24 protein-coding genes are annotated in these 23935 nt (G+C 72.7%); 10 read left to right on the top strand and 14 right to left on the bottom strand.

The annotated features are described in order from the left end of the window. Position 1 precedes the first annotated feature (1 nt). A complete protein-coding gene (gene msrA / locus MOTC310_RS28275; protein ID WP_331291867.1) occupies positions 2–658 on the bottom strand; it encodes a peptide-methionine (S)-S-oxide reductase MsrA in 657 nt (218 codons plus the stop codon). A gap of 190 nt (positions 659–848) precedes the next feature. On the opposite strand from msrA, the gene MOTC310_RS28270 reads away from it, so the two are divergent. After that, complete coding sequence (locus MOTC310_RS28270; RefSeq protein WP_331304165.1) at positions 849–1343, top strand: PAS domain-containing protein; 495 nt, start codon at positions 849–851, stop codon at positions 1341–1343. A 13-nt stretch (positions 1344–1356) separates the two neighbouring features. On the opposite strand, the gene MOTC310_RS28265 is transcribed toward MOTC310_RS28270, so the two are convergent. Then, complete coding sequence (locus MOTC310_RS28265) at positions 1357–1677, bottom strand: hypothetical protein (protein WP_020091308.1); 321 nt, start codon at positions 1675–1677, stop codon at positions 1357–1359. A 231-nt stretch (positions 1678–1908) separates the two neighbouring features. On the opposite strand from MOTC310_RS28265, the gene MOTC310_RS28260 reads away from it, so the two are divergent. Together MOTC310_RS28260 and MOTC310_RS28255 are read left to right on the top strand one after the other, a co-directional pair. Continuing rightward, entirely contained in the window at positions 1909–2586 is a 678-nt protein-coding gene (locus tag MOTC310_RS28260; protein WP_331304164.1) for an HAD family hydrolase, read from the top strand. A 398-nt stretch (positions 2587–2984) separates the two neighbouring features. Beyond that, positions 2985–3272: a hypothetical protein gene (locus MOTC310_RS28255; RefSeq protein ID WP_331291870.1), complete on the top strand. Its 288-nt coding sequence runs from the start codon at positions 2985–2987 to the stop codon at positions 3270–3272. A gap of 8 nt (positions 3273–3280) precedes the next feature. Here MOTC310_RS28255 and MOTC310_RS28250 read toward each other — a convergent pair whose 3' ends face one another. From MOTC310_RS28250 to argH, 4 genes are all read right to left on the bottom strand, one after another. Further along, positions 3281–4009, bottom strand: a complete 729-nt coding sequence (locus MOTC310_RS28250) for an invasion associated locus b family protein (protein WP_331304163.1) — start codon at positions 4007–4009, stop codon at positions 3281–3283. Positions 4010–4117: 108 nt separating this feature from the next. Further along, a complete protein-coding gene (locus MOTC310_RS28245) occupies positions 4118–4399 on the bottom strand; it encodes a hypothetical protein (RefSeq protein WP_331291871.1) in 282 nt (93 codons plus the stop codon). A gap of 188 nt (positions 4400–4587) precedes the next feature. Then, the gene (locus MOTC310_RS28240) at positions 4588–5079 is read right to left on the bottom strand and encodes a P-loop nucleotide/nucleoside kinase family protein (RefSeq protein ID WP_331304162.1); all 492 of its coding nucleotides are present in this window, start codon (positions 5077–5079) and stop codon (positions 4588–4590) included. A gap of 208 nt (positions 5080–5287) precedes the next feature. Further along, positions 5288–6667, bottom strand: a complete 1380-nt coding sequence (gene argH, locus MOTC310_RS28235; RefSeq protein ID WP_331304161.1) for an argininosuccinate lyase — start codon at positions 6665–6667, stop codon at positions 5288–5290. 42 nt (positions 6668–6709) lie between these two features. On the opposite strand from argH, the gene tlpA reads away from it, so the two are divergent. The 3 genes from tlpA (at position 6710) to MOTC310_RS28220 (ending at position 10445) form a co-directional block, all read left to right on the top strand. Then, positions 6710–7351: a thiol:disulfide interchange protein TlpA gene (gene tlpA / locus MOTC310_RS28230; RefSeq protein ID WP_331304160.1), complete on the top strand. Its 642-nt coding sequence runs from the start codon at positions 6710–6712 to the stop codon at positions 7349–7351. Positions 7352–7406: 55 nt separating this feature from the next. Then, entirely contained in the window at positions 7407–8609 is a 1203-nt protein-coding gene (nhaA, locus tag MOTC310_RS28225; RefSeq protein ID WP_331304159.1) for a Na+/H+ antiporter NhaA, read from the top strand. A 78-nt stretch (positions 8610–8687) separates the two neighbouring features. After that, entirely contained in the window at positions 8688–10445 is a 1758-nt protein-coding gene (locus tag MOTC310_RS28220) for a carbamoyltransferase family protein (RefSeq protein WP_331304158.1), read from the top strand. A gap of 47 nt (positions 10446–10492) precedes the next feature. Here the strand turns inward: MOTC310_RS28220 and MOTC310_RS28215 are convergent, their stop codons facing one another. The 4 genes from MOTC310_RS28215 to MOTC310_RS28200 form a co-directional block, all read right to left on the bottom strand. Continuing rightward, positions 10493–10849: a hypothetical protein gene (locus tag MOTC310_RS28215; protein WP_331294704.1), complete on the bottom strand. Its 357-nt coding sequence runs from the start codon at positions 10847–10849 to the stop codon at positions 10493–10495. A 303-nt stretch (positions 10850–11152) separates the two neighbouring features. After that, positions 11153–11830, bottom strand: coding sequence for a haloacid dehalogenase type II (locus tag MOTC310_RS28210; RefSeq protein WP_331304157.1), 678 nt, complete (start codon positions 11828–11830; stop codon positions 11153–11155). Positions 11831–11901: 71 nt separating this feature from the next. Then, on the bottom strand, positions 11902–13428 hold the full coding sequence (gene murJ, locus MOTC310_RS28205; RefSeq protein WP_331304156.1) for a murein biosynthesis integral membrane protein MurJ: 1527 nt from the start codon (positions 13426–13428) through the stop codon (positions 11902–11904). Between the two features lie 373 nt (positions 13429–13801). Next, complete coding sequence (locus tag MOTC310_RS28200; protein ID WP_331294707.1) at positions 13802–14401, bottom strand: superoxide dismutase; 600 nt, start codon at positions 14399–14401, stop codon at positions 13802–13804. A gap of 314 nt (positions 14402–14715) precedes the next feature. On the opposite strand from MOTC310_RS28200, the gene MOTC310_RS28195 reads away from it, so the two are divergent. Next, entirely contained in the window at positions 14716–15573 is an 858-nt protein-coding gene (locus MOTC310_RS28195) for a hypothetical protein (RefSeq protein WP_331304155.1), read from the top strand. A 24-nt stretch (positions 15574–15597) separates the two neighbouring features. On the opposite strand, the gene MOTC310_RS28190 is transcribed toward MOTC310_RS28195, so the two are convergent. The 4 genes from MOTC310_RS28190 to MOTC310_RS28175 form a co-directional block, all read right to left on the bottom strand. Then, entirely contained in the window at positions 15598–17313 is a 1716-nt protein-coding gene (locus tag MOTC310_RS28190; protein WP_331304154.1) for a sensor histidine kinase, read from the bottom strand. A 172-nt stretch (positions 17314–17485) separates the two neighbouring features. Beyond that, entirely contained in the window at positions 17486–18214 is a 729-nt protein-coding gene (gene trmB, locus MOTC310_RS28185; RefSeq protein WP_331304153.1) for a tRNA (guanine(46)-N(7))-methyltransferase TrmB, read from the bottom strand. A gap of 229 nt (positions 18215–18443) precedes the next feature. Next, positions 18444–19622, bottom strand: coding sequence for a methionine adenosyltransferase (gene metK, locus MOTC310_RS28180; protein ID WP_331294708.1), 1179 nt, complete (start codon positions 19620–19622; stop codon positions 18444–18446). 184 nt (positions 19623–19806) lie between these two features. Continuing rightward, positions 19807–20214 carry a helix-turn-helix domain-containing protein gene (locus MOTC310_RS28175; protein WP_012321411.1) on the bottom strand — a complete coding sequence of 136 codons (408 nt, stop codon included), beginning with the start codon at positions 20212–20214 and terminating at the stop codon, positions 19807–19809. Positions 20215–20909: 695 nt separating this feature from the next. Here MOTC310_RS28175 and MOTC310_RS28170 point away from each other — a divergent pair. The 3 genes from MOTC310_RS28170 (at position 20910) to MOTC310_RS28160 (ending at position 23930) form a co-directional block, all read left to right on the top strand. Continuing rightward, entirely contained in the window at positions 20910–21686 is a 777-nt protein-coding gene (locus MOTC310_RS28170; protein WP_419539974.1) for a thermonuclease family protein, read from the top strand. A 5-nt stretch (positions 21687–21691) separates the two neighbouring features. Further along, the gene (locus MOTC310_RS28165) at positions 21692–23176 is read left to right on the top strand and encodes a M48 family metalloprotease (RefSeq protein ID WP_331304151.1); all 1485 of its coding nucleotides are present in this window, start codon (positions 21692–21694) and stop codon (positions 23174–23176) included. A 73-nt stretch (positions 23177–23249) separates the two neighbouring features. Beyond that, positions 23250–23930, top strand: a complete 681-nt coding sequence (locus tag MOTC310_RS28160) for a glutathione S-transferase family protein (protein WP_331304150.1) — start codon at positions 23250–23252, stop codon at positions 23928–23930. The last annotated feature ends 5 nt before the right edge of the window (positions 23931–23935 follow it).

The following is a 23935-nucleotide window of genomic DNA, read 5'->3' as shown; positions in this document are numbered from 1 at the left end:
CTCAGGCGGCGACGCCGGTGCCGACCGGGCAGCTGACGCCGGTGCCGCCCAGGCCGCAATAGCCGGCCGGGTTCTTGGCCAGGTACTGCTGGTGGTAGGCTTCCGCGAAGTAGAACTGCTCCAGCGGCCCGATCTCCGTCGTGACGTCGGGGAAGCCGCGCGCCCGGAGCGCCTCCGCGTAGGCGGCGCGCACGGCCCGGGCCGTGGCCTCCTGGTCGGGGCCGACGGTGTAGATGCCCGAGCGGTACTGCGTGCCGACATCGTTGCCCTGGCGCATGCCCTGGGTCGGGTCGTGGCTCTCGAAGAAGGTCCGCAGCACCGCCTCCAGGGGCAGGATTGCCGGATCGAAGGCGACCAGCACCACCTCGTTGTGGCCGGTCTGGCCGGTGCAGACCTCCTCGTAGGTCGGGTTCGGCGTGTAGCCGCCGGCATAGCCGACGGCGGTCACGAACACGCCCTCGGGCAGCTGCCAGAACCGGCGCTCGGCGCCCCAGAAGCAGCCGAGCCCGAGCACGATCGTCTCGGTGCCCGGCGGATAGGGCCCCTTGAGCGGGTTGCCGTTGACGAAATGCGTCTCGGCGGTCGGGATCGGGGTCGGGCGTCCGGGCAGGGCGTCGGCCGGGGCCGGCATTTCGGGACGCTTGCGGAACGGGAACATCGGCTTGCCTTCCGGTCTCGGGCTCCGGCCAGATATGGGGATGCGGGGGCCGCCGGGAAAGCGTGCGGCGCTCCGGCCGTCCGTGAACCGCGCCGCGCGACTGGACCTCGCGGGCAAATTCCGGCTTGCTAGCTCACAGAGACGATGGTCGGATGGCCGCCCTGCGCGGCGCTGAGAGGGGCTGATCGGGATGGAGACGGGCGGAACCGCCACGAGCCACGTGCCGGACAAGCTGAAGGCGGAGGCGAACCGGGACGACCCCTTCGCCGCCGCCGTGCGCGCGACCCAGATGCCGATGATCGTCACCGATCCGGCCCAGTACGATAACCCGATCGTCTTCGTGAACGACGCGTTCCTGAAGCTGACCGGCTACACCCGGTTGGAGGTGATCGGCCGCAACTGCCGCTTCCTGCAGGGGCCCGATACCGAGCCGGCGGCCGTCGATCGCCTCAGCGACTCCGTCCGGCGGGAGGAGAATATCCGGGTCGACCTCCTCAATTACCGCAAGGACGGCTCGACCTTCCAGAACGCCCTCTATGTCGGACCGGTGCGGGACGAAGAGGGCCGGGTGGTCTACTTCTTCGCCTCGCAGCTCGACGTCAGCGAGCACTACGCGCTGACCGCCGAGATCGAGCGGCTGAAGGGCGCTCTGGCCGAGGCCGAGGCCAAGCTCGCGGCCCGCTAGACCGCCGGGAGGATCACGGCTTCGTCAGGAACCCGATCGGCTCGCGGCCCGGCTGGCCGAGCCAGAGCAGCACCGCGCCGAGCCCCAGGCCGATCAGGGAGGCCGGCGCCAAGGTGAGCGGCAGGCCCAGGATGTGCCAGAGCCAGGGTGCCGCCCCCTCCACGCTGCCCTGGAGGGCGCTGGCCTTGTCCTTGAACAGGGTGGCGATCACGTCGGAGAGCGGCGTCACCCGCAGGCCATTATTGGCGATGGAGCGGGCGCCGTCATAGACCAGCGCGACGAAGCCGCCGGCCATCAGCAGGAAGCCCAGGACGCGGGCCAGGAAGCGGAACATCGCGGGGCCTTCTGAGCCTTGCCTTGCGGGCCGTGTGAGCGTGAGCCGGCGCGCCCGGGCGCGCCCGCCTCGGGAGTATGGGGCCGGGCCGCAACGTGCAAGCGTCCGGCAGGCGTTCGCCAAGCGTCCGGTGAGGCCCCGGCGCGAGCGTCGATCCGCGCGGTTGCCGGGCCTTCGGGCCCGTGCCACAGGGGCGCCGGGCGGCGGCGGGCCGTGCGGGAACGGTCGACCTTGGACGCGCGCGCGACGAAACTCGGCCTCGTGATCTTCGATTGCGACGGCGTTCTGGTCGACAGCGAGCCCCTGAGCCTCGCCTGCCTGACGGCCGGGCTCAACCGGATCGGCGTGGACATCGACTTCGACACCGTTCGGGCGCGCTTCACCGGCACCGCGATGCCCTCGATCATGGCGCATATCGCGAGCGACTACGGCGTCACCGCCCCGGCCGGCTTCGTCGAGGCGGTGAAGGCCGAGACCCTGGCGCTGTTCGACGCGGAGCTGACGGCGATGCGCGGCGTCGCCGAGGCGGTCGCCGCCGTCGGGCTGCCGGTCTGCGTCGCGTCGAGCAGCGATCCGGTGCGGCTGCGCCACTCCCTGACCCTCACCGGGCTGCTGCCGCTGTTCGGCGCCCACGTCTTCTCCTCCGCGCAGGTGGCGCGGGGGAAGCCCTTCCCCGACCTGTTCCTGTTCGCCGCCGAGCGGATGGGCGTCGCCCCGGCCGCCTGCCTCGTGATCGAGGACAGCGTCCCCGGGGTCACGGCGGCCCGGAGCGCCGGCATGCGGGTGGCGGGCTTCACCGGGGGCGGCCACTGGGGCCACGACCCGGCGGGCGCCGCGCTCGCGGAGGCCGGCGCGGCCCGGATCTTCTCGAACTTCTCCGACCTCGCCGCCGTGATCGCGGCGGCCTGAACGATCCGCCTCTCGGACGCGCCCCCGGAACCGGCTTCCTGCCAGGCGGGGACCGAAAATCGGAAGCCCGTTCCGTTGACGGTGCGCGGCGCCGCGCCCATTTTCAGGGTGCCGGTTCGGCCGAGCCCCCCGGGCGCTCGGCCGGGTCGGCCGCGGTAATTTGAGAAGCGTAGCTTGCGCCGCGTGATCAAACGCTAAAGCACTGCGCCGGCCCCGCGCCGCGCGGTCCTTCAGTCTGGAGGACGTTCGATGGTCACTCGCACATCGTCCTTTCAATCCCTGCCCGCGCCCCGCTGCCCCGCCGCCCGTCGGCGCTGTCGACGCTAACCGCGTCGACCTTCCGCAGCAGCCAACGCGATCCGGCCGGCGACAGGCCGGCCCAGGGAGTTTCCAGTCCGATGCACAGTCTCGCAGAGTTCCAGCCCGAAGACCGTCCCAGCTTCGCAGACCCGGCCATCGGGCCGGCCGAACCGGCCCGCGTGATCGAGATCGGTGAGGTCACCGCCGGGATCGCCGTCCCCGAGGGGCGCGGCGTCCGGTTCTTCTCGTCCGCGCGCGATTTCGACGGCCTCGACGGCGCCGTGTTCCGCACGGCCGAGCAGGCGGCCCGCGCCGCCCGCGCCCGCATGAGCGCCCGGACCCGGTCGCCCGCGCGGGCGCATCGCGCCGCGCTGCGCCGGGCCTGACCCGACCGCTACTTGCTGCACTCGTCGCGGGTGCGCTTCATGGCTTCCGCGAACCCGCCGAGGGCGTACTCGTCGCTCGTCGGGTTCCCGCGCAGCGAGGTGGTCTTGATGATGAGCTTGGGGTTGCGGGCGCTCATCTCGGAGACGACCCGCGCCTCCTCGGCGGGATTCTGCAGCCAGGCATTGCCGTCCTTCACCACGAGGCCGTAGCGGCTGGCGCCGAGATTGAGGCTCGGATCGGTGGGCGCGGCCGCGGAGCCGGGCTTGATCTGGGAGGCCGCGGGCTTCGACGGGAAGCCCAGCATCACCGCCACCTCGTTCTGGACGTTCTCGCCCTTGCGCACGCTCACGAACAGGTAGGCGGTGTCGCGCTTCAGGGTCTTGGGCGAGCGCGTCTGCGGCTGCGCGATCGCGTAGCACAGCTTGCTGCGGCCGTCGCCGTTCACGAACACGTTCCAGTCGCCGAAGATCGCCACCGGGGTGGCCTGCTGCATCCCCGGCGGGGTCGCCGCCTTCTTCTCGGCGCGCCTGCTCCGCTCGCGGCCGTGCCGCCGCCCGCGCCGCGACGGGGCGGCGTCGCCGCCGCCCGCATCCGGGGCCGCCGCCGCATCCTGGGCGTGGGCCGCCGTCGCGACCATACAGGTCCCGCCGAGCACGCCCCCAACGAGGCCGGTTACCAGCCCGGATGCGAGCAGGGCGAGAGCTCCGACCGGGAGCGAGCGGGGGACGCGGACCATCTTCACTTCCTGACGACGGGCGGCTCCGTCAGGAGCCGGACCGGGGATCGGGATTAGTGAAGCTTGCGTAAAACGTCGGCAAGATGGCGAGGCAGGATCTGTCGAAAATCAGACCGCGCGGGCTTCCGTCGCCAGGGCGGCGATGACGCCGGCCGGAACCGGCAGCGGCTCGGCCACCGCACCGGCGGGCACCGCGATCGCGTTCGGCTGGGCCGGAGCGGCGCGCGTCCGGGGCGGATCGTTGTAGGGCGTGTTGTAGCCCTTGCGGACCGCGGCCCAGTAGGACTCGCGCGTCAGGCCCGAACCGGTCAACGCGGCGTCGATCATCGCCGTGGCATGCGCCGCGAAGTCCGGCACATCCTCCGTGTTCAGCCAACTCTCGACAGGCATCCTGCGAACTCCGATCCAAACGGCGAAGCTTGTAGCTGAGCGGACTTAGCCAGACGGTGAACGCGCAAGCGGGCCGATGGTTGCAATGCACAATTTTGACCGGGCGCTGTGGATGAGCGGCCGCCCGTCATCGGGCCCGAGGTGACCGGGGCACCTTGAGGGCGGAGCGAAACGCCCTCCGGCTCGCGCTACGCCCGGTGAACGACGAGGGTGAAGCCTTCCTCCGGGTCCGGCGGCACGAAGTAGCGGCTGAACAGGTCGAACTCGGCGTCCGTCACCGTGAAGGGATGGGCACCCTCGGCGTTGCGCAGGCGGAGGCGGGCCTTGCAGACCGCGTCGGGCACGTCGAGGACGTGGAGCTGATGGGCGACGCCGGCCGCCTCGAACAGGGTCCGCATCCAGGCCCGGCTGGCGACCGTGTTGGCCGGGAAGTCCAGCACGACCGAGAGGCCGAGTCGCAGCAGCGCCACGAGGTGCGGCGCCATCGCGTCGCGCAGGCGCGCCGCGTTGCGCGCGTAGTCGGCCAGGGAGGCCTGCTCACCGGGATAGAGCCGGGCGAGCCAGTGATCCTCCGCGACCACGACCGTGCCGGGCTGCTGCCCCAGGCGGTCTGTCAGCGTCGATTTGCCGGCGGCGATCTTGCCGCACACGAGGTGCAGAGTCGGGACGTGGGTGGGCATGGCGGGGACCTTGGATGCGGCGCGACGGCCGCGGGGCGCTCACGGGCATTCGGAACCCGGCCTGACGGATCAGGCCGGGTTCCGAATGCGACCGCGCATGGCGGCCCCTCCGCCGTGAATCGACAAGGTCATGAACCCATTCTGACATCCGCCGGGCGCCACCGCCAAGGTGCACCGAGGGACGCCGGAGGCCGCGGGGCGCGGCGGCTCAGCCCAGCCGCTCGATCCAGGCCTGCGCCTGCCGCCGGACGTTGTCGGGCGCGGTCCCGCCGTGGCTGGTGCGGCTCGCCACCGAGTTCTCGACGCCCAGTACCGCGTAGACCGCGTCGGTGATCCGCGGCTCCGCCTCCTGCATCTCCGCGAGCGACAGCGCCTCGAGCCCGACACCCTTGGCCGAGGCGACGCCGACGAGGCGGCCGGTGACGTGGTGCGCCTGCCGGAACGGCAGGCCGAGCTCGCGCACCAGCCAGTCGGCGAGGTCCGTGGCGGTGGCGTAGCCGGAGCCGGCGGCCCGGGCGAGCACCTCCGCGTTGGGCTCCAGATCCATGACCATGCCGGTCATGGCGGCGAGGCACAGGGACAGGGCCTGGAGGGCGTCGAACGTGCCCTCCTTGTCCTCCTGCATGTCCTTCGAGTAGGCGAGCGGCAGGCCCTTCATGACGATCAGCAGGCCGGTGAGCGCGCCGATGATCCGGCCGCTCTTGGCCCGCACCAGCTCGGCGGCGTCGGGGTTGCGCTTCTGCGGCATGATCGACGAGCCGGTGGTGAACCCGTCCGACAGCCGCACGAAGTTGAACTGGGCCGAGGTCCAGACCACCAGCTCCTCGGCGAAGCGCGACAGGTGCACGGCGCAGATCGAGGCCGCCGCCAGCGCCTCCAGGGCGAAGTCCCGGTCGGCGACCGAATCGAGCGAGTTCGCGGTCGGCCGGTCGAAGCCGAGGGCCGCCGCCGTGGCGTGCCGATCGATCGGGAAGGAGGTGCCGGCCAGCGCCGCGGCTCCCAGCGGACACTCGTTGAGCCGCGCCCGGGCGTCGCGGAACCGTCCCCGGTCGCGGGCCAGCATCTCGACATAGGCGAGACAATGGTGGCCGAAGGTCACCGGCTGGGCCGACTGGAGATGGGTGAAGCCCGGCATCACGGTGCCGGCGTGCTTCAGCGCCGCCTGGCTGAGGGCGCGCTGCAGGTCGGCGGCCTGCTGGTCGAGGGAATCGAGGGTGTCGCGCACCCAGAGCTTCATGTCGGTGGCGACCTGATCGTTCCGCGAGCGCGCCGTGTGCAGGCGCCCGGCCGCCGGGCCGACGATCTCGGTGAGCCGGCTCTCCACCGACATGTGGATGTCCTCGAGCTCGCGCCTGAACGCGAAGGTGCCGGCCTCGATCTCGTCGCGCACGGACTTGAGCCCGGCCTCGATCGCGGCCACATCCTCCGGCGGCAGGATGCCGGCTTGCCCCAGCATCGCCACATGCGCCAGCGAGCCGCGGATATCCTGGGGCGCGAGGCGCTTGTCGAACCCGATGGAGGCGTTGATCTCCTCCATGATCTCCGCCGGGCCGCTCGCGAAGCGGCCGCCCCACATCCGGTTGCTCATGTCGATCCTTCCGCGCCCTGACCGTCCCGAGGCCCGAGCCTGATGCCCGGCCGCACGCCCATCCTGGCCGGCGCGGGCGTCGCCGCGCTCGCCGTCCTCGGCTTCGCCCTATACGGGAGCGGTCTCCTGCCCGGCAACACGGGCGGCGCCCCTCAGCCCTGCGCCGCCGCCAAGCCGGCGCTCGCCCGGGTCGACGCGGCCGCGAAGGGCGAGGTCGCCGCCATGCAGGCCCTGCCGCAGGCCCGGCCCGCGCCGGACATCCGGTTCAAGGGGCCGGACGGCGCCGAGACCGGCCTCGCCGACCTCAAGGGCCGGCTGCTCCTCGTGAATCTCTGGGCCACGTGGTGCGCGCCCTGCAAGGCCGAGATGCCGGCCCTCGACCGGCTCCAGGCGCAGCTCGGCGGGCCCGACTTCCAAGTCGTCGCCATCAACGTCGACACCCGCAACCTCGAGAAGCCGGCGGAGTGGCTGAAGCAGGCCGGCATCCACGACCTCGCCTTCTACGCCGATCCCGGCGGCCGCGTGCTGCCGATCATCCAGCGCGACACGCAATCGCCCGGCCTGCCGACCACGATGCTGATCGACGCGCAGGGCTGCACCATCGGGGTGATGAAGGGCCCGGCCGCGTGGTCGAGCCCGGACGGGCTGGCGCTGATCCGCGCGGCCCTGGGGCGGACGTCGTAGACGGGGACGGCCGGGCGCTTGCACGCGCCCGTGATGCGCGGCAAGCCCTGCCGCGATGACATCGTCCGCTCCCGACACTGCCCCGCCGAGGCGAGGCCCCCGCCCCCTCTCGATCATCCGCACGCTGCTCGCCGGCGAGGCGGCGGGCGGGCTGATCCTGATGGCGGCGGCGGCCCTGGCGCTGGTGGTCGCCAACGGGCCCTTCGCCGAGACCTACGCGCACGCGCTCCACGCCGAATTCGGCCCGATGGGCGTGCAGCACTGGATCAACGACGGGCTGATGGCCGGGTTCTTCCTGCTGGTCGGTCTGGAGATCAAGCGCGAGGCCCTCGACGGGCGGCTGCGCACCTGGCCCGACCGCGTCCTGCCCGGTTTCGCGGCGCTCGGCGGCATGGCGGTGCCGGCCGCATTCTACGCGCTCGCCAATCTCGACGCCGGCACCCTGCGGGGCTGGGCGATCCCGGCCGCCACCGACATCGCCTTCGCGCTGGGGGTGCTGGCGCTGCTCGGATCGCGGGTGCCGGTCTCCCTCAAGATCTTCCTCAGCGCGGTCGCCATCGTCGACGATCTCGGCGCCGTCGTGGTGATCGCGCTGTTCTACAGTTCCGGCCTCGACCTCACCATGCTGGGGCTCGCCGCCCTGGTGCTGGCCGGCCTCTACGGCCTCAACCGGGCGGGGATCGGGTGGCTTCCGGCCTACGGGCTCCTCGGAATCGTGCTCTGGGTCCTCGTGCTGCGCTCCGGGATCCACGCCACGATCGCGGGCGTGCTGCTCGCGCTCACCATCCCGATCCGGGTCAGCCCGGGCCGGCCGGAGGACGCGCACTCGCCCCTGCACCGGCTTGAGCACGCGCTCGCGCCCTGGATCACCTACGGGGTGGTGCCGGTCTTCGGCTTCGCCAATGCCGGCGTCGACCTGTCCGGCCTCAGCCCCGGGGCGCTGCTCCAGCCGGTGACGCTCGGCATCGCGGCCGGGCTGTTCCTGGGCAAGCAGGCCGGCGTGTTCGCGAGCCTGCGGCTGGCGGTGGCGCTCGGATGGGCCAAGCGCCCCGCCGGGGCCGGCTGGGGGCAGGTCTACGGCGTCGCGGTGCTGTGCGGCATCGGCTTCACCATGAGCCTGTTCATCGGCGGCCTCGCCTTCCCGGACCCGCAGCACGAGACGGCCGTGAAGCTCGGCGTGCTCGCGGGCTCGGCCCTGTCGGGGCTCGCCGGCGCGGCGATCCTTCTCGTCACCAAGCGCCGCGTCACCCCGAACTAGCGGACGGCGGCGCAAGGACGGCCCCTCTTACACGTGCCGGGCTCCGTCCGGCGCGAAAATGCGCTAGGCCGCTTCGGCATGCGCTTCTATCTCGGCCTCGCCACCACCTTCCACGACCCGGCCCTCGCCCTGGTTGGGCCCGACGGCACGCTGCTCTTCGCCGAGGCGGCGGAGCGCACCCTCCAGTACAAGCGCGCGCCGAACTGCGAGCCGGACGCCCCGGCCGCGATGGCGGCGCTGCTGAAGGCGCACGTCCCGCCGGGCTCCGAACTCGTCGTCGCCTCCACCTGGGGCCCGCAATTCACCGACTTCCTGCGGGGCCAAGCCGGCGCCGGGGCCTTCGACCTGATGGCGCTCGCGGCCCACACCACGGCGCTCAACCGCTCCTACGTGCCCGAGCAGGCCGAGCGGGTGTTCATCGCCGACCTGCACGGCGCCCAGGAGCGGGCCGGCCACGGCACCCTCCTGGCGCTGAACCAGGAGGCGCGGATCACCGGCGCGGCGCCCCGGGCGACCATCGTTGGGCAGCGGCGCTACCCGCACCACCTGTGCCACGCCGCCTACGGCCTCTGGGGCAGCCCGTTCGAGACGGCCACAGCCCTGGTGGTCGACGGCATGGGCGAGACCGGCGCGGCGGCGATCTACCGCCTGGAGGCTGGCCGGGTCACGGAGCTGCGCCGCCACCGCGGCCGCGGCTCGCTGGGTTTCCTCTACGGGCTGATCACGGATCTCGCCGGCTTCGACCAGGTGAAGGGCGAGGAGTGGAAGATCATGGGGCTCGCCCCCTACGGCCAGCCCGATCCGGATCTCGCCGCGCTGCTCGGCCGGCTCTGCACGGTCGAGGGCCACCGCCTGCGCTACGCCGACGCCGAGACGATCCGGGCGGTCGCCGCGGAGATCCGCGCGCGCCGTCCCGCCGACGCCCTGGAGACCGGCTGGGCCGACCTCGCCCGCTGCGGTCAGGACCTGTTCGGGACGCTCATGGACGCGCTGGTGGCCGAGGCCCACGCGCTGGCGCCGTCCGACAACCTCGTGATCGCGGGCGGGTGCGGGCTGAACTCATCCTACAACGGCCGGGTGCTCGGCCGGTCCGGCTTCACCCGGCTGCACGTCCCCTCGGCCCCGGCCGACGACGGCAACGCGGTCGGCGCCGCGTGGCTCGCCTACGCGGAGGACCATCCGGACTGGGCCGGGCCGCCGCCGGAGCAGCGCCCGCTGACGCCCTATCTCGGCTCGCGGGTCCCGACCGGCGCGATGGAGCGGCTCGCCGAGCAGGAGCCCCGCGCCCGGCGCGTCGGCCACGCGGAGGCGACCCGCGCGGCGGCGCGGATCCTGGCTGAGGGCGGGCTCGTCGGCTGGGTGCAGGGCCGGGCGGAGTTCGGGCCGCGCGCCCTCGGCAACCGGTCGATCCTGGCGGATCCGCGGCCGGAGGGCGCCAAGGACGCGCTCAACGCCAAGGTGAAGTACCGGGAGGCGTTCCGGCCGTTCGCGCCGTCGATCCTGGCCGAGGCCGGGCCGGACTGGTTCGAGGATTACGCCGACAGCCCCTACATGGAGCGCACCCTGGTCTGGCGCGAGGCGGTCCGCGCCCGCGTGCCGGCCGTGGTCCACGAAGACGGCACCGGCCGGCTCCAGAGCGTCACGGCCTCGCGCAACCCGGCCTACGCGGCGCTGATCGGCGCCTTCGCGGAGATCACCGGCGTGCCGATCCTGCTCAACACGAGTTTCAACGTGATGGGCAAGCCGATCCTCCACGGCGCGGAGGACGCGATCCTGATGTTCTACACCACCGGCCTCGACGCCCTCGTGGTCGAGGATTGGCTGGTGGTGAAATAAGACGCGCCGCGCCCGGGGGGACGCGGCGCCCATCGCGCGGGGGTGACTTACTCGCAGACCTCGACGCGGCGGTAGGTGAACTCGCCGTCGCCGAGCCACTCCTTGCGGCGCTCGTAGTGGCAGATCGGGCCGCGGCGCTCGCGCACCACGATGGTCTCGGGCTCCTCGACCACGACGCGGCGCGGGCGGTACTCCGGCGGCGGCGGGGGCGGCGGGTTCGCGCCGTTGACGAGGGCGCTGCCGACCATGCCGCCGACGACGCCGGCCGCGAGGCCGCCGACGATGGCACCGGTCTGATCGCGGGCGGTGGCCGGGGCGACCGCCCCGAGCACCAGGGCCGCCGCGAGGGCTGCGGCCCCAGCGCGGATCTTCGTGAAGGAACCGTTCAAGGACACGCGAAACATCTCCCGTTCGTGTTGAGGATGATCCAACACCGGGAGGATTAAGAATCCCCGAAGTAGGCCAATTGAATTGTGTGCCGGATAAGGCGAGCCCGCGGACGCTCCAGGCCGAGGCGCTGCCGTCCTTGCGAGCGGAGCGGAGCAACCCAGCTCAGCGGGACATCAGCGGGACATCAGCGGGCGCAGCGCTCTCGGCTTGCTTCGCTCCGCTCGCAAAGGCGGTGCGGCCGCTGTCGTAGCGACGTATCGATGCCGGCCGTGTCTCGGATCGGGGAAGCTCAGCGGACAGCCCGTCAGAGCAGCCCGTCAGAGCAGCCCGTCGAGGGCCTGGACCACGATCGTCGGCGCGAGGTCCGCGTACTCGTCGGGCAGGCCCTTGCGGTTGACCCAGGCGGTCCGGAACCCGAAGGCCCCCGCCCCCGCCACGTCCCAGCGGTTCGAGGAGCAGAACAGCACGTCGCCCTGCCCCACTGCCAGCCGGGTCAGGGCGATCCGGTAGGCGTCGGGATGGGTCTTGAACACCTGCGCGTCGTCCACCGAGAGGACCGCGTCGAGGTGGTCGGCCAGTCCCGCCGAGGCCACCGCCCGGTCGACCATGGCGGCGTTGCCGTTGGTGAGGACGGCGGTGCGGATCCCGCGCTTGCGCAGGGCCGCCAGCACGCCCGGGACCTCCGGATAGGCCTCGAGGTCGCGGTAGGCGTCGAGGAGCCGCTCGCGCAGGCCGGGATCGACGTTCGGGTGGACTGCCAGGGCGTAGTCGAGGGCCCGGACGGTGAGATCCCAGAAGGCGGCGTAGCGGCCCATCAGCGACAGGGTCCAGCTGTATTCGAGCTGCTTGTTGCGCCAGACCTCGGAGAGGTGGGCGGCGTCGGGGCCCACCGCCGCGGCGTAGCGCTGGACCGCGGCGTTCACGTCGAACAGCGTGCCGTAGGCGTCGAACACCGCGGCCTTCACGCCCGCGAGGGGTTTTGCTGCGTCGGTCATGGCGTTCCTCACTGGGTGCTCTCGCCCGATCTGGGGCCGGACCCGCGCGGCGGCGAGTCCGGCCGGGTCACTCAGGCCCGGCGCAGGCGCAGGCCGAACAGGTGCAGCAGGCCCGCCAGCAGGCCGCCATAGACCAGCGCGCCGACGAGGCCCAGCACCGCCAGGACGACGAGGTCGCGCCCGTGCGGCAGGGTCGGCACCAGCGCCTGGACGAGTCCCTGGCCGTAGACGGCGACCGCCGCCAGCCCGAGGCAGGCCAGCGCCACCCCCGCGACAGTGAGCCCGAGGGTGCGCCCCGGCGCCGTCCAGTTCCGGCGCTTGGCCAGGACGAGCAGCAGCAGCAGGTTGACCCACTGGGCGACCGCGGTGGCGAGCGCCAGGCCGGTGACGCCGTAGGGGCCGGTGAGCCAGAGCTTCAGGGCGACGTTGACGCCGATCGCGGTCAGGGACGCCCAGAGCGGCGTCTTGGTGTCCTGGCGGGCGTAGAAGCTCGCCACGGCGCTGCGCACCAGCACGACGGCCGGCAGCGCGAAGCCGTACGCCGCCAGCACCGAGGCCGCCCGCGCCGTGTCCTCGGCGCTGAACGCGCCGCGCTGGAACAGGGCCGCCATGATCAGGCCCGGGATGGTCAGGAACGCCACGGTGAAGGGCGCCGAGAGGGCCAGGGAGAAGCCCGCGGCCCGGTTCTGCGCCGCGTGGGCGCCCGCCACGTCGCCGGCCGCGATCCGGCGGCTCATCTCCGGCAGCAGCACGGTGCCGGCCGCGATGGCGATGACACCGAAGGGGAGCTGGTAGAGCCGGTCGGCGTAGTAGAGCGCCGAGACGGCCCCGGTGGGCAGCCAGCTCGCGATGATCGTGTCGGCGAAGGCCGCGATCTGGAACCCGGCCGAGCCGATCACCGCCGGCCCGAGCACCGTGAAGAAGCGCTTGAGCGCGGGATCGAGGCGCGGGACGGCGAGGTCCGGCATCACGCGGACGCGGCGGCAGCCCCACCACAGCAGGCCGAACTGGAGCACGCCCGAGATCGCGACGCCCCAGGCGGCGGCGTAGGCCGCGTTCGGGAACAGGAAGCTCAACCCCAGGGCCGCCAGCATGGCGAGGTTGAGCAGGACCGGGGCGCCCGCCGCGACGGCGAAGTGCCGGTGGGCGTTCAGGATGCCCGACAGCAGCGTCACCAGCGTCATGAACAGCAGGTACGGAAAGGTGATGCGGGTCAGCGCCACGGCGAGCCGGAAGCGCTCGCCGTCCTCGGCGAAGCCCGGCGCCAGGGCGTGGACCACCCAGGGCATGGCCGGCAGGGCGAGGTTGAGCAGCACGAGCTGCACGATCAGCATCAGGGTGAAGACGCGGTCGGCGAAAAGGTGCGCCGCCCCGGGCGCGCCGGCCTCCGCGAGCCCGGCATAGGCCGGCACGAAGGCGGTGTTGAACGCCCCCTCGCCGAAGATCGCGCGGAAATGGTTCGGGAGCCGGAACGCGACCACGAAGGCGTCGGCCATGGGCCCGGCACCCATGATCGCGGCCATCACGACGTCGCGGGCGAATCCGGTGACGCGCGAGACCAGGGTCCAGCCGCCGACGGACAGGATGGAGCGGATCATGGGTTGGGCCGCCGACCGGAGGTCGGCGCCCGCCGCATCGGGCCCGCGGTCTCGGACATCGGGGCCGCCCCCCCGGATGCGGGGCGGAGCCCGGGTCCCGCCGCCCGCGCGGGAGCGGGCCACGGTGAGGGGTGCGACCTCGCCGGACAGACCCGATCCCTCACCCCACGTCGCGCCGTGCACGGACTGAAGCGCCGAGGCGCTTGGCTCTGCGGAGAGGGGCGCGCGGCGCGCGGCGTCGCGGGAGGGCAGTGAAAGGAAATGGCCGGACCCTTCTGCACCGGGTCATCCGGCGTCGGGCGCATCAAGAGCCGGTTTCGTCCGTCACCTCAAGGGTGCCGCGGACACAGGGCCCGCGGCACCGCCGGATGCCTCAGGCGGTCGCCTCGGCGTACATCTTCTCCACGTGCTCCCAGTTCACGAGGTTCTCGATGAACGCCTTGAGGTAGTCGGGCCGGCGGTTGCGGTAGTCGATGTAGTAGGAGTGCTCCCACACGTCGACGCCCAGGATCGGCTTGGCGCCGTGGACCAGCGGGTTCTCGCCGTTCGGGGTCTTCATGATGGCGAGCTTGCCGTCCTTGACGGCGAGCCACGCCCAGCCCGAGCCGAACTGGCCGACGCCCGCCTGGATGAAGTCCGCCTTGAACTTCTCGGCGCCGCCGAGATCCTCGTCGATCTTCTTGGCGAGGGAACCGGGGATCGCGCCGCCGCCATTCGGCTTCATCCACTGCCAGAAGTGGATGTGGTTGTAGTGCTGGCCGGCGTTGTTGAAGAGCGGCTGGTTCGTGTTGTAGGCGGCCTTCACGATCTCCTCGACGCTCTTGCCCTGGAGATCCGTGCCCTCAAGCAGCTTGTTGCCCGTGTCGACGTAGGCCTTGTGGTGCTTGTCGTGGTGGAACTCGAGGGTCTCCTTCGACATGTACGGCCCCAGCGCGTCGTAGGCGTAGGGCAGTTCCGGCAGGGTGAAGGTCATCGCGTCTATCTCCGCTTAGCAGGGGGCGGCCTCGTCCCCGGCGGGGGCTCCCGAGTCGAGAGCCCGCTAGGTAAGTCGGTGGCCGCGGGACGGCAACGCCGTTCCGCCACGGCGGCGTGGGAAGTTCCTCCGATCGCGGATGAGATCGCAGACGCGCGACCGCGGGCCGGCCGGCCCGGGCATAGCCGGCGCAGATCCGGACTATTCCGGTTTCCCGGACATCTCGGCCCCGAGTTTTGCAATATGACGGCTAGGCCTTACTGTGCGGCACGCCTTGAGCGCCGGCCGTCAGCCGGCCCGTGTCAGAGAGTAACATGATCGCTGCGCTGTTCGCGCTCGCCGCCGCCATGATCATCGGGGGCTGCGCCGCCGTGATCCAGGGCTTCCCGTACGTGCGTCTGGAGAGCGGACTCGCGATGGTGATCGCGGGGTCGGTGGCGGCCTCGTCGGGCGCGGTCCTCCTCGGCCTCGGCGTCGTGGCGCTCGGTTTCCGGCGGTTGGAGCGGGCGATGGGCCGGGTCCCGGCGGTCGGCGAGCGGCCGGCCGCCCCGGGACCGGCGCCCGTCGACGAGGTCCGGACCCGGCTGCCGCCGGTCCTGCCGGCGGCGCCCGCCTTCATCGTGCCGTCGGTGGTCGAGCCGTCCTTCGATCCCGAGCGGCCCCGGATCGAGCCGAGCCTGGAGCTCCGCGCCGACGAGGCCCGCGCCCCCATCTCGGAGCCCGCCGCGGTCGAGGCCGCGATGCCGGGTCCGGCCGGACCGGAACTGCCGCACGCGGCCCCGCCCGTCCTCGTTCCGGAGCCGGACCACCGGCCCGAGCCGGACGCGAAGGCCGGGGACGCGATCGCGCCCGAGGACGACCTGTTCGCCGCGCCCGAGCCGCCTCCGCCCTCCCGGGAGGAGCCGCACCGGGAGCCGGAGACGGCGTCCCCGGAGGAGCTGCCGGCCCTGCGCCCGAGCCTCGACACGCCCCCCGAGCCCGAGCCGGCCCCGAAGGCCGCCCCGCGCACCGTGGTGGGGCGCTACGCCTCGGGCGGCAACACCTACGTGATGTTCGAGGACGGCTCGATCGAGGCGGAGACGCCGCAGGGCCGCTTCACCTTCGCGTCGCTCGACGAGCTGAAGGCCTTCGTGGACGGCGGCGGCGAGTCCGGGACCCGCGGCGCGGCCTGACGCTCCGCCCGAGCGGAGGCGGCGTCACACCAGCGGGTTGAGGCTGTCGTTGCGCGGCGGGATCGGGGCCCGCATGGTCAGGGAGAAGCCGCCGGGGGCGTAGTCGGTCGTCACCTCGGCCTGGACCTGGGTGATCAGGACGCGCTGCAGCAGGCGCGAGCCGAAGCCCTGGCGGCTCGGCGGCGCCACCGGCGGCCCGCCGGTCTCGCGCCAGGAGAATCGCAGGATCCCGGCCGGGCCGCCGGGCTCCAGGGACCATTCCACCACCACCCGCCCGGTGCGGTTCGACAGGGCCCCGTACTTCGCCGCGTTGGTGGTGAGCTCGTGGATCGCCATGCCGATCGGCACCGCGATCTCGGAGGGAAGGTCGATCGCCGGCCCGTCGAGGCTGATGCGGCCCTCGGCGGCCCCGTCCGGGCCCACCTCCGCGTAGGGTTTCAGCTCGTTGCGCAGGAGGTTGGCGAGCGACGCCGTCTGCCACGTGTCCTCGGTGAGGACCGAGTGCGTGTGCGCCAGGGATTTGATGCGCCCGACGAACGCCTCGTAGAAGCTCTCGATGCTCGACGCCGTCCGCGCGGTGGAGCCCACGATGGCCTGGACGGTGGCCAGCGTGTTCTTCACCCGGTGGTGCAGCTCGCGGATCAGGAGGCTCTGGCGCTCCTCCGCGACCCGGCGGTCGGTCACGTCCGCGACGACGCCGATCAGGCGGCGCGGCAGGCGGCCGGGCGCGTCGCGCTCGAACCGGCCGGCCATGTCGATCGTGCGCCAGACGCCGTCGGACTTGCGCCGGATCCGCCCGCTGATGTGGAGGTCCCCGTCCTCCCGCAGCGCCTTGGAGATCGCCCGGCGGACCGCGGGGCGGTCGTCCGGGTGGAGGATGTCGTTGAGGAACTCGGTCTTGCCGATGGTGCCGTCCTCGGGCGCGTGCCCGAAGATCTCGTACATGTTCTCGTTCTCCCAGATCGCCTGGTCCTCGAGCATGTGCCACTCGAAGATGCCGAGCTTGGCGACCGTGGTGGCGACCCGCAGGCGCTGGTCGCGGGACAGGATCTCGTCCCGGGCCTCGACCCGCGTGGTGATGTCCTGAAGGACGCCGACCATGCCGGTCAGCGTGCCGTCAGGGCCCGGCACGGCCTGCCCCCGGACCCGCAGGATCACGGTCCGCCCCGCCACCGTGGTGGCCGTGTCGAACTGATAGGGCCCGTCGGTCCCGTCCGCCTCGGCGATCAGCGCGCTGAGACGCGGGAGCTCCGCCTGCGACAGGCCGGCCTTCAGCTCCGCCCACGAGACGGAGCGGCCCGGCGGCCGCCCGAGGATGCGGGCGGCGCGGCGCGACAGGGTCAGAAGGCCGGTCGCGCGGTCCCAGCGCCATTCCCCGAGCCCGGCGGCCGCCAGCGCCTCGCGGTTCGCCTCGGAATGGGCGGCCGCGTCCACGTCGACCGCCTCGACCACCAGGGTCCGGCCCGCGCGCCGGACCCGCACGTCGAGCGGGGTGCCGTCTGCCCGGCGCCAGACCTGGAGACCGTCTGGGAGGCCCCCGGGCCCCTCGCCCAGGAGCTCGGCGGCCGCGCGCCCGGGCAGCGTGCCTGGCGGCCAGCCGACGAGATCGTGCAGGGCCCGGTTGGCGGCGACGATTCCCGCCCCGTCCGCCGACAGCACGGCGAGGCCGATCAGGGCCTCGTCGAAGCCGGCGCGAAACGGGTCCTCCGCCGCCGGGTCCTGCCCCACCCTCTCATTCACTCGGAAGAATCCTCGAACGTGCCGTGGCACGCTCCCGCCGGAGATAGCCCCCCTCCCGCCACGATCCGGGACCGGGGCGGGCCTTCAGGATGGCGCTCGAGCGTGACCGTGGCAAGGCGTTCCGCTCAGCCTGCGGCGACCGGGCACCCGCGCGATCCGCCCGCGAGGGCCTTCAGCGGGGTCGGCGGACGAATTCCAGGTAGGTGGGCCGGCGGCCCGCTTCCAGCGCCTTGGCCTCGTAGCGCGTGCCGGGCCAGCCCGGAAACGGCTGCGTCCAGTCCCGCGCGTCCCGCGCCGTCCAGGTGAGGACCGGGCACCGCGCGGCCCGGACCAGCGTCCAGCCGGCGTAGTCGTCGATGTCGCTGGCGAAGCGGAACAGGCCGCCATCCTTCAGGACCCGGCCGACCTCGGCGAGCGAGGCGTCCGAGACGAAGCGGCGCTTGCGCTGCCGCCGCTTGGGCCAGGGATCGGGATAGAGCAGGTAGACCCGGTCGAGGCAGGCGTCCGGCAGGCGCGCCAGCAGGGCGGTCACGTCCTCGTCGCGGATGCGGACGTTGCGCAGCGCCTGCGCCTCGATCGCCGCCAGCAGCTTGACCACGCCGTTGACGAAGGGTTCGGCGCCGATGATGCCGACATTCGGCTGCGCGGCCGCCTGGGCGGCGAGGTGCTCGCCGCCGCCGAAGCCGATCTCCAGCCAGAGCGCCTCGGGGCTGGACGGGAACAGCGTGCGCGGATCGAGGCTCTGGTCGCCCGGCGGCAGGTCGACCCGCAGGGCCGGCAGCAGCTCGGCGAGCCGGCGCTCCTGCTGGCCGCGCAGGCGCTTGCCCTTGCGCCGCCCGAAGAAGGCGCGCTCCGGCTCCTCGGCGGTCGATGCGGCGCGTCCAGGGGTGTCGGTGTCCACCGGCTCAATCCATCGTGGCGATGAGACGCGGCCTGCCCACGGACATCCGGGCCGTCAAGGGACGGTGACCCGGAGCCTCCGGCATCCGGCAGGCCGCGCGGCGGCACGATTCGAGGGCCCGGCCTCCGGGAGCGATCGCGCGGAAAACGGAACCGCCTGGGAAACGTCAACGGGCCGCACCGGCGGCCCGTATCCGGGCCCGCAGGGCGGGCCCAGGGTCACGCCGGCCTCAGGCCAGCGCCGACTTCAGCTTGCCGGCGAGGTCGGTGCGCTCCCACGAGAAGCCGCCATCGGCCTCCGGGGCGCGGCCGAAATGGCCGTAGGCCGAGGTGCGCGCGTAGATCGGCTTGTTCAGGCTGAGCGCCGTGCGGATGCCGCGGGGCGACAGGTCCATGGCGTCCATCAGCACGGCCTCGAGCTTGGCCTCGTCCACCGTGCCGGTGCCGTGCAGGTCCACGTAGATCGAGAGCGGCTTCGAGACGCCGATCGCGTAGGCGAGCTGGATCGTGGCGCGGCGGGCGAGGCCCGCGGCCACCACGTTCTTGGCGAGGTAGCGCGCCGCGTAGGCCGCCGAGCGGTCGACCTTCGTCGGGTCCTTGCCGGAGAACGCGCCGCCGCCGTGCGGGGCCGCGCCGCCGTAGGTGTCGACGATGATCTTGCGGCCGGTGAGGCCGGCGTCGCCGTCCGGGCCGCCGATCACGAACTTGCCGGTCGGGTTCACGTGCCAGACCGTGCCCTCGTTGACCCAGCCCTGCGGCAGCGCCTTCAGGATGTAGGGCTCGACGATGGCGCGCACGTCGGCGGAGTCGAGCGACTCGTCGAGGTGCTGGGTCGACAGCACGATCTGGGTGACCTCGACCGGGCGGCCGTTCTCGTAGCGGACCGTGACCTGGCTCTTGGCGTCGGGGCCGAGCTTGGCGGCGTCGCCCTGCTTCGCCTTGCGGGCGTCGGCGAGGTCCTTGAGGATCTTGTGGGCGTAGAAGATCGGCGCCGGCATCAGCTCGGGCGTCTCGTCGGCGGCGTAGCCGAACATGATGCCCTGGTCGCCCGCACCCTCGTCCTTGTTGCCGGCCGCGTCCACGCCCTGGGCGATGTCGGCCGACTGGGCGTGCAGGTGGATCGCGACGTCGTTGTTCTTCCAGTGGAAGCCCGACTGCTCGTAGCCGATGTCCTTCACGGCCTCGCGGGTCAGGGCCTCGAGGTCCTTGAAGGTCACCGAGTCGGGCCCGCGCACCTCGCCGGCGATGACGATGCGGTTGGTCGTGGCGAGCGTCTCGACGCCGAGCCGCGCCTCCGGCATCGCCGCGAGGTAGGCATCGACCACGGTGTCCGAGATCCTGTCGCAGACCTTGTCGGGGTGTCCCTCGGACACGGACTCGCTGGTGAACAGGTAGTTGGAACGCGGCATCGGACGGCCTCGGCTGCAGAGGTACGCCGTCGCGATCGCGGCGTTTGACCCTTCATGGGGCCGGGGTTCTCGCACCCGGCCCGAGGTCGGTCAAGATGGAGGAACGAACGGATCCGCTATAACGGACAAAGCGACCGGAAAACCGATCGGTCCGGCGCGTCCGGGCTGGCACCGGGCACCGGGTTCAGCCGCCGAGCTTGCTCTCGAGCGCCCGGATCGCGTCGGCCACGTCGCGGCGCGCTTCCTCGGAGAAATTCTCGGTGATGTGGCGGCCCACGACCTCCGCCAGACCCTTCAGCCCGGCTTCCGACAGGGTGGACTGCTCGCGCTCGCTGAAGCCCGGCGCAATGAAGTCATCGTTTCGGGGCATACCTTTGAAGAAGTAATCCATCGGCACGCCGGTCATCCGCGAGAAGATGTCGAGATGGACGGCGCTGATCCGGTTGGTACCCTTCTCGTATTTCTGGAGCTGAGCTGCAGACATACCGAAGCTCTGCGCGACGCGGCGCTGTGTGAGCGATGCCTTCCGGCGCTGCTCGGCGATGCGTTGCCCGACATAGACGTCGCGCTGATCGGTCTTCTGGCCCGCCATGAAGTGCTCGTCCACCCCCTGCCATGAATCCTGGCGGCAAAGCTTAGCGCGACCCTCGGTACTTGTCACCGGCAGGCGGTCGACGTGGTGGACGATTTGCTCACGGCTCCGCAACCGGGAGATCTGCAAGACGAGAAAACTTGGCGTCCCCGGCAGGGCTCGAACCTGCGACCCCAGGTTTCATACCACTTCGGCTTTCGCCGCCGCGTCCCGAAGGTCCGCGTTCGTGGCCTGGACTATCCCTTCACCGTGGGCTGGACTGAATCCAACCGTTAGGTGCCGCCCGTCTAGTCTCTACACCTTCCCGCAGGACGCCGGAGCGCCGCGCGGGCTTGGCTCGGGATCGGCAGAGCAACGGACGACGGCGCGTCCGTGCCGGAAGCTTTCCCCGACTTTGAGCGGATCCGCCGCGCGGTTTCCCGGCGCGACGCCCAATTGAACCTTCTAGGAAACCTGTGCTCTGTCCAGCTGAGCTACGGAGACAACCGCGCGCTCCATAGCATTCTCGCCGGCCGAGGCCAACCGCGCCCGGTGGAGAGGTGCGGTGGCGGGGCCCGCGACCGGGAGATTCGATGCGCGGGATCGCGGGCCGGGGCCGGAGCGCCGGCGGCAAGCCGGCGGTCAGGCCGGCGGTCAGGCCGGCGTTCAGGCTGCCGGCATCGCCGGCGGCCCTGCTGGCGGCAGCGCTCGCCGCGATGCCGCCATCCACGACCCGGGCCGCGCCGCGGACCGGGGCGTCCGACTGCGCGGCCGGTCCGGCGCGCGACGAGGTCGTGGCGGGGATCGGGCCTCGGGGGGAGATCCGTCTGGTGTCGGGGCTGCGCGCGGTGCCGGACTCGCTGCGCTGGCCGGACGCGCCGGAGGCTGCATCCGCGGCACAGGCCTGGCTCGAGGCCCGGCGGGGCGCCCGGGTCACGGTAGTTCCCCGCGGGCTGCCCGACCGGTGGGACCGGGTGCGGGCCGATCTCCTGAGCGCGGAGGACGGCGCGGATCTCGCGGGCGGGCTCATCGGGGCCGGGCTGGCCTACGCGGACGCGAACGAGGCCGATTCGCTCTGCCGGCCCGGCCTGCGCCTCGTGGAGGCGGCCGCCCGCGCGCGCGGGCTCGGCCTCTGGGGCGCCGCGGTCCCGGCGGCCCAGGACGGTCCGGCGCTCCGGGCGAGGGCCGGGCATTTCGTCGTCGTGGAGGGCCGAATACGCCATGTCGGCGAGCGCGGCGCGCGCACCTACCTCGATTTCGCGGCCCGCGGCACGGACGGCCTCACGGTGACAGTATCGAAACGCACTTGGCGAATGATGCGCGCCCGTGGTTTGAGTGCGGCCTCGCTCGAAGGCCGGCGCGTGCGGGTGCGCGGCCTCCTGGAGGTCCGGCGCGGCCCGACCGTGGAGGTCGCTCTCGACGGGCTCGAGACGCTCGAGGAGACGGACCGGCCGGAAGCCGGTCCGGACGGGGAACGGGGATTGCGGCGCTGATCGCGATGGGCGGGATCACGGGGCACGACATCTCGGGGCGGATCCGCGCGGCGGGCCGGCGCCCGCTCGGCTTGGTGGCGCTGGGCGGCGTGGCCCTGCTGCTCGGCGCCTGCGTCGCCGACCAGACCGAGCCGACCGTGCGGCCGGCCGTGGTGCGGGTGCCCGCGGAGGCGCCGCGCACCACCGGCCGCGAGCGCGCCGCGGATGCCGACCACCTGAAGCTCGTCGCCTCCTTCGGGGGCGAGGCCCGGGCGCCCAACGTGACGCGGCTGCTCACGGAGGTGACCGACCGCCTCGTGAAGGCGAGCGACCGGCCCGACCAGGCCTACACGGTGACGCTCCTCGACTCGCCGGTGGTCAACGCCTTCGCGCTGCCGAACGGCCGGCTCTACGTGACCCGCGGCCTCGTGGCCCTGGCGAGCGACACCTCCGAGGTGGCCGCCGTGCTGGCGCACGAGATGGCCCACGTCACCCTCAACCACGCCACGGCCCGCAGCGAGCTCGAGCTCCGCTCGGCGCTCGTCAGCCGCGTCGTGGCCGACGTGCTGAACGATCCCGATACTGGCGCGCAGCTGCAGCACCAGTCCCGCTTCGCTCTCGCCCGGTTCTCCCGCGAGCAGGAGCTGGAGGCGGACGCCACCGGCGTGCGCACCCTCGCCAAGGCCGGCTACGACCCGTTCGCGGCCGGGCGCTTCCTCGCCGCGCTCAACCGCTCGACGGGGCTGAAGGCCGGCAGCGCCACCGCGCCCGACATGCTGGCGACCCATCCGGGCACGGCCGAGCGCATCACCCAGGTCACCCGGGCGGCCCGCCGCATCGGTGCTCCGGGCATCGGCACCGACGACCGCGCCACCTACCTCGCGGCGGTGGACGGGCTCGCCTACGGCGACAATCCGCGCGACGGCGCGGTGCGCGGGCACCGCTTCATCCATCCCGGCCTCGGCATCGCCTTCGAGGTGCCGGAGGGTTTCACCCTGGAGAACACACGCTCGGCCGTGCTCGGGACGACCCAGGACGGCGGCCGGCGCCTGCTGTTCGACCAGATCGAGGCCAAGGACGGCCAGCCCCTCGAGGCCGTGCTCAGGGCGAGCTGGAACGACGCCCTCGACCCGGCCGGCTTCGAGACCCGGGAGGTGGCGGGCCACCCGGCGGCCTTCGCGCTGTCGCGGGGGAAGGAGTGGACCTTCCGGCTCGCGGCCATCCGGATCGGCGACTCGACCTACCGGATGATCATGGCCGCCAAGGGCGCCACCGACCCCGACCCGGCCTTCCGCCGCTGGACCGCGACCCTGGTCGCGGTCGCGCCGGACGAGGCGGTCCTGCGTCCCCTGCGGCTGCAGGTGGTCCAGGCCACCTCGACCAGCGCCGAGGACCTCGCCCGCCGCATGGCGGTGCCCGACCGGGCCCTCGACCGGTTCCTCGTCCTCAACGGGCTGGAGCGGGGCGCCGCGCTGGTGCCGGGACGCGGCTACAAGGTCGTCGTGGAATAGCCGCCCTGCGCGGCCGCGCCTTGTGCCGGCGCGGGGCCCGGACATCCTGCCCGGGTCGTTCAGGGAGAGCGCCGTGATTCGATTCTTCTACAATCTCAGCCCCAACCCCATGAAGGTGGCCCTCTGCCTCGAGGAGATGGGACTGCCCTACGAGCCGGTGCCGGTCGACACCCGCAAGGGCGAGCAGTTCGACCCCGCCTACACGGCCGTCAATCCGAACGGGAAGGTGCCGGCGATCGTCGACGGCGACGTGACCGTGTTCGATTCGAACGCGATCCTGATGTACCTGGCGGGCAAGACCGGCCGGTTCCTGCCGGAGGGCGAGCCGGTCCGCGGCGAGATGCTGTCCTGGCTGATGTTCGTGGCGACCGGCATCGGGCCGTTCTCCGGCCAGTGCGTGCATTTCCGCCACTTCGCGCAGGACGGGGGCGCCTACGCCACCGAGCGCTACGCCTTCGAGGCGCGCCGGCACTGGGACATCCTCGACCAGCGCCTCGCCGACCGCACCTACGTGCTGGGCGACACCTACACGATCGTCGACATGGCGGTCTGGGGCTGGGCCCGGATGGTGCCCTTCGTCCTCGGCGAGGGCGCCTTCGGGGACCTGCCCAACGTCAAGCGCCACCTCGACGCGCTCAACGCGCGGCCGGCCGCCCAGGCCGCCGAGGCGCTGAAGGGCCGCCACGCCTTCAAGGCGGAGATGGACGCCGAGGCGCGGGGCTTCATGTTCCGCGCCGTGAAGGGCGCCGCCTGACGCCG

Source organism: Methylobacterium oryzae, assembly GCF_036441375.1.
Lineage (GTDB): Bacteria > Pseudomonadota > Alphaproteobacteria > Rhizobiales > Beijerinckiaceae > Methylobacterium > Methylobacterium oryzae_A.
The sequence above is the reverse complement of the archived record's forward strand: the minus strand, read 5'-3'. Positions and strand labels throughout refer to the sequence as shown.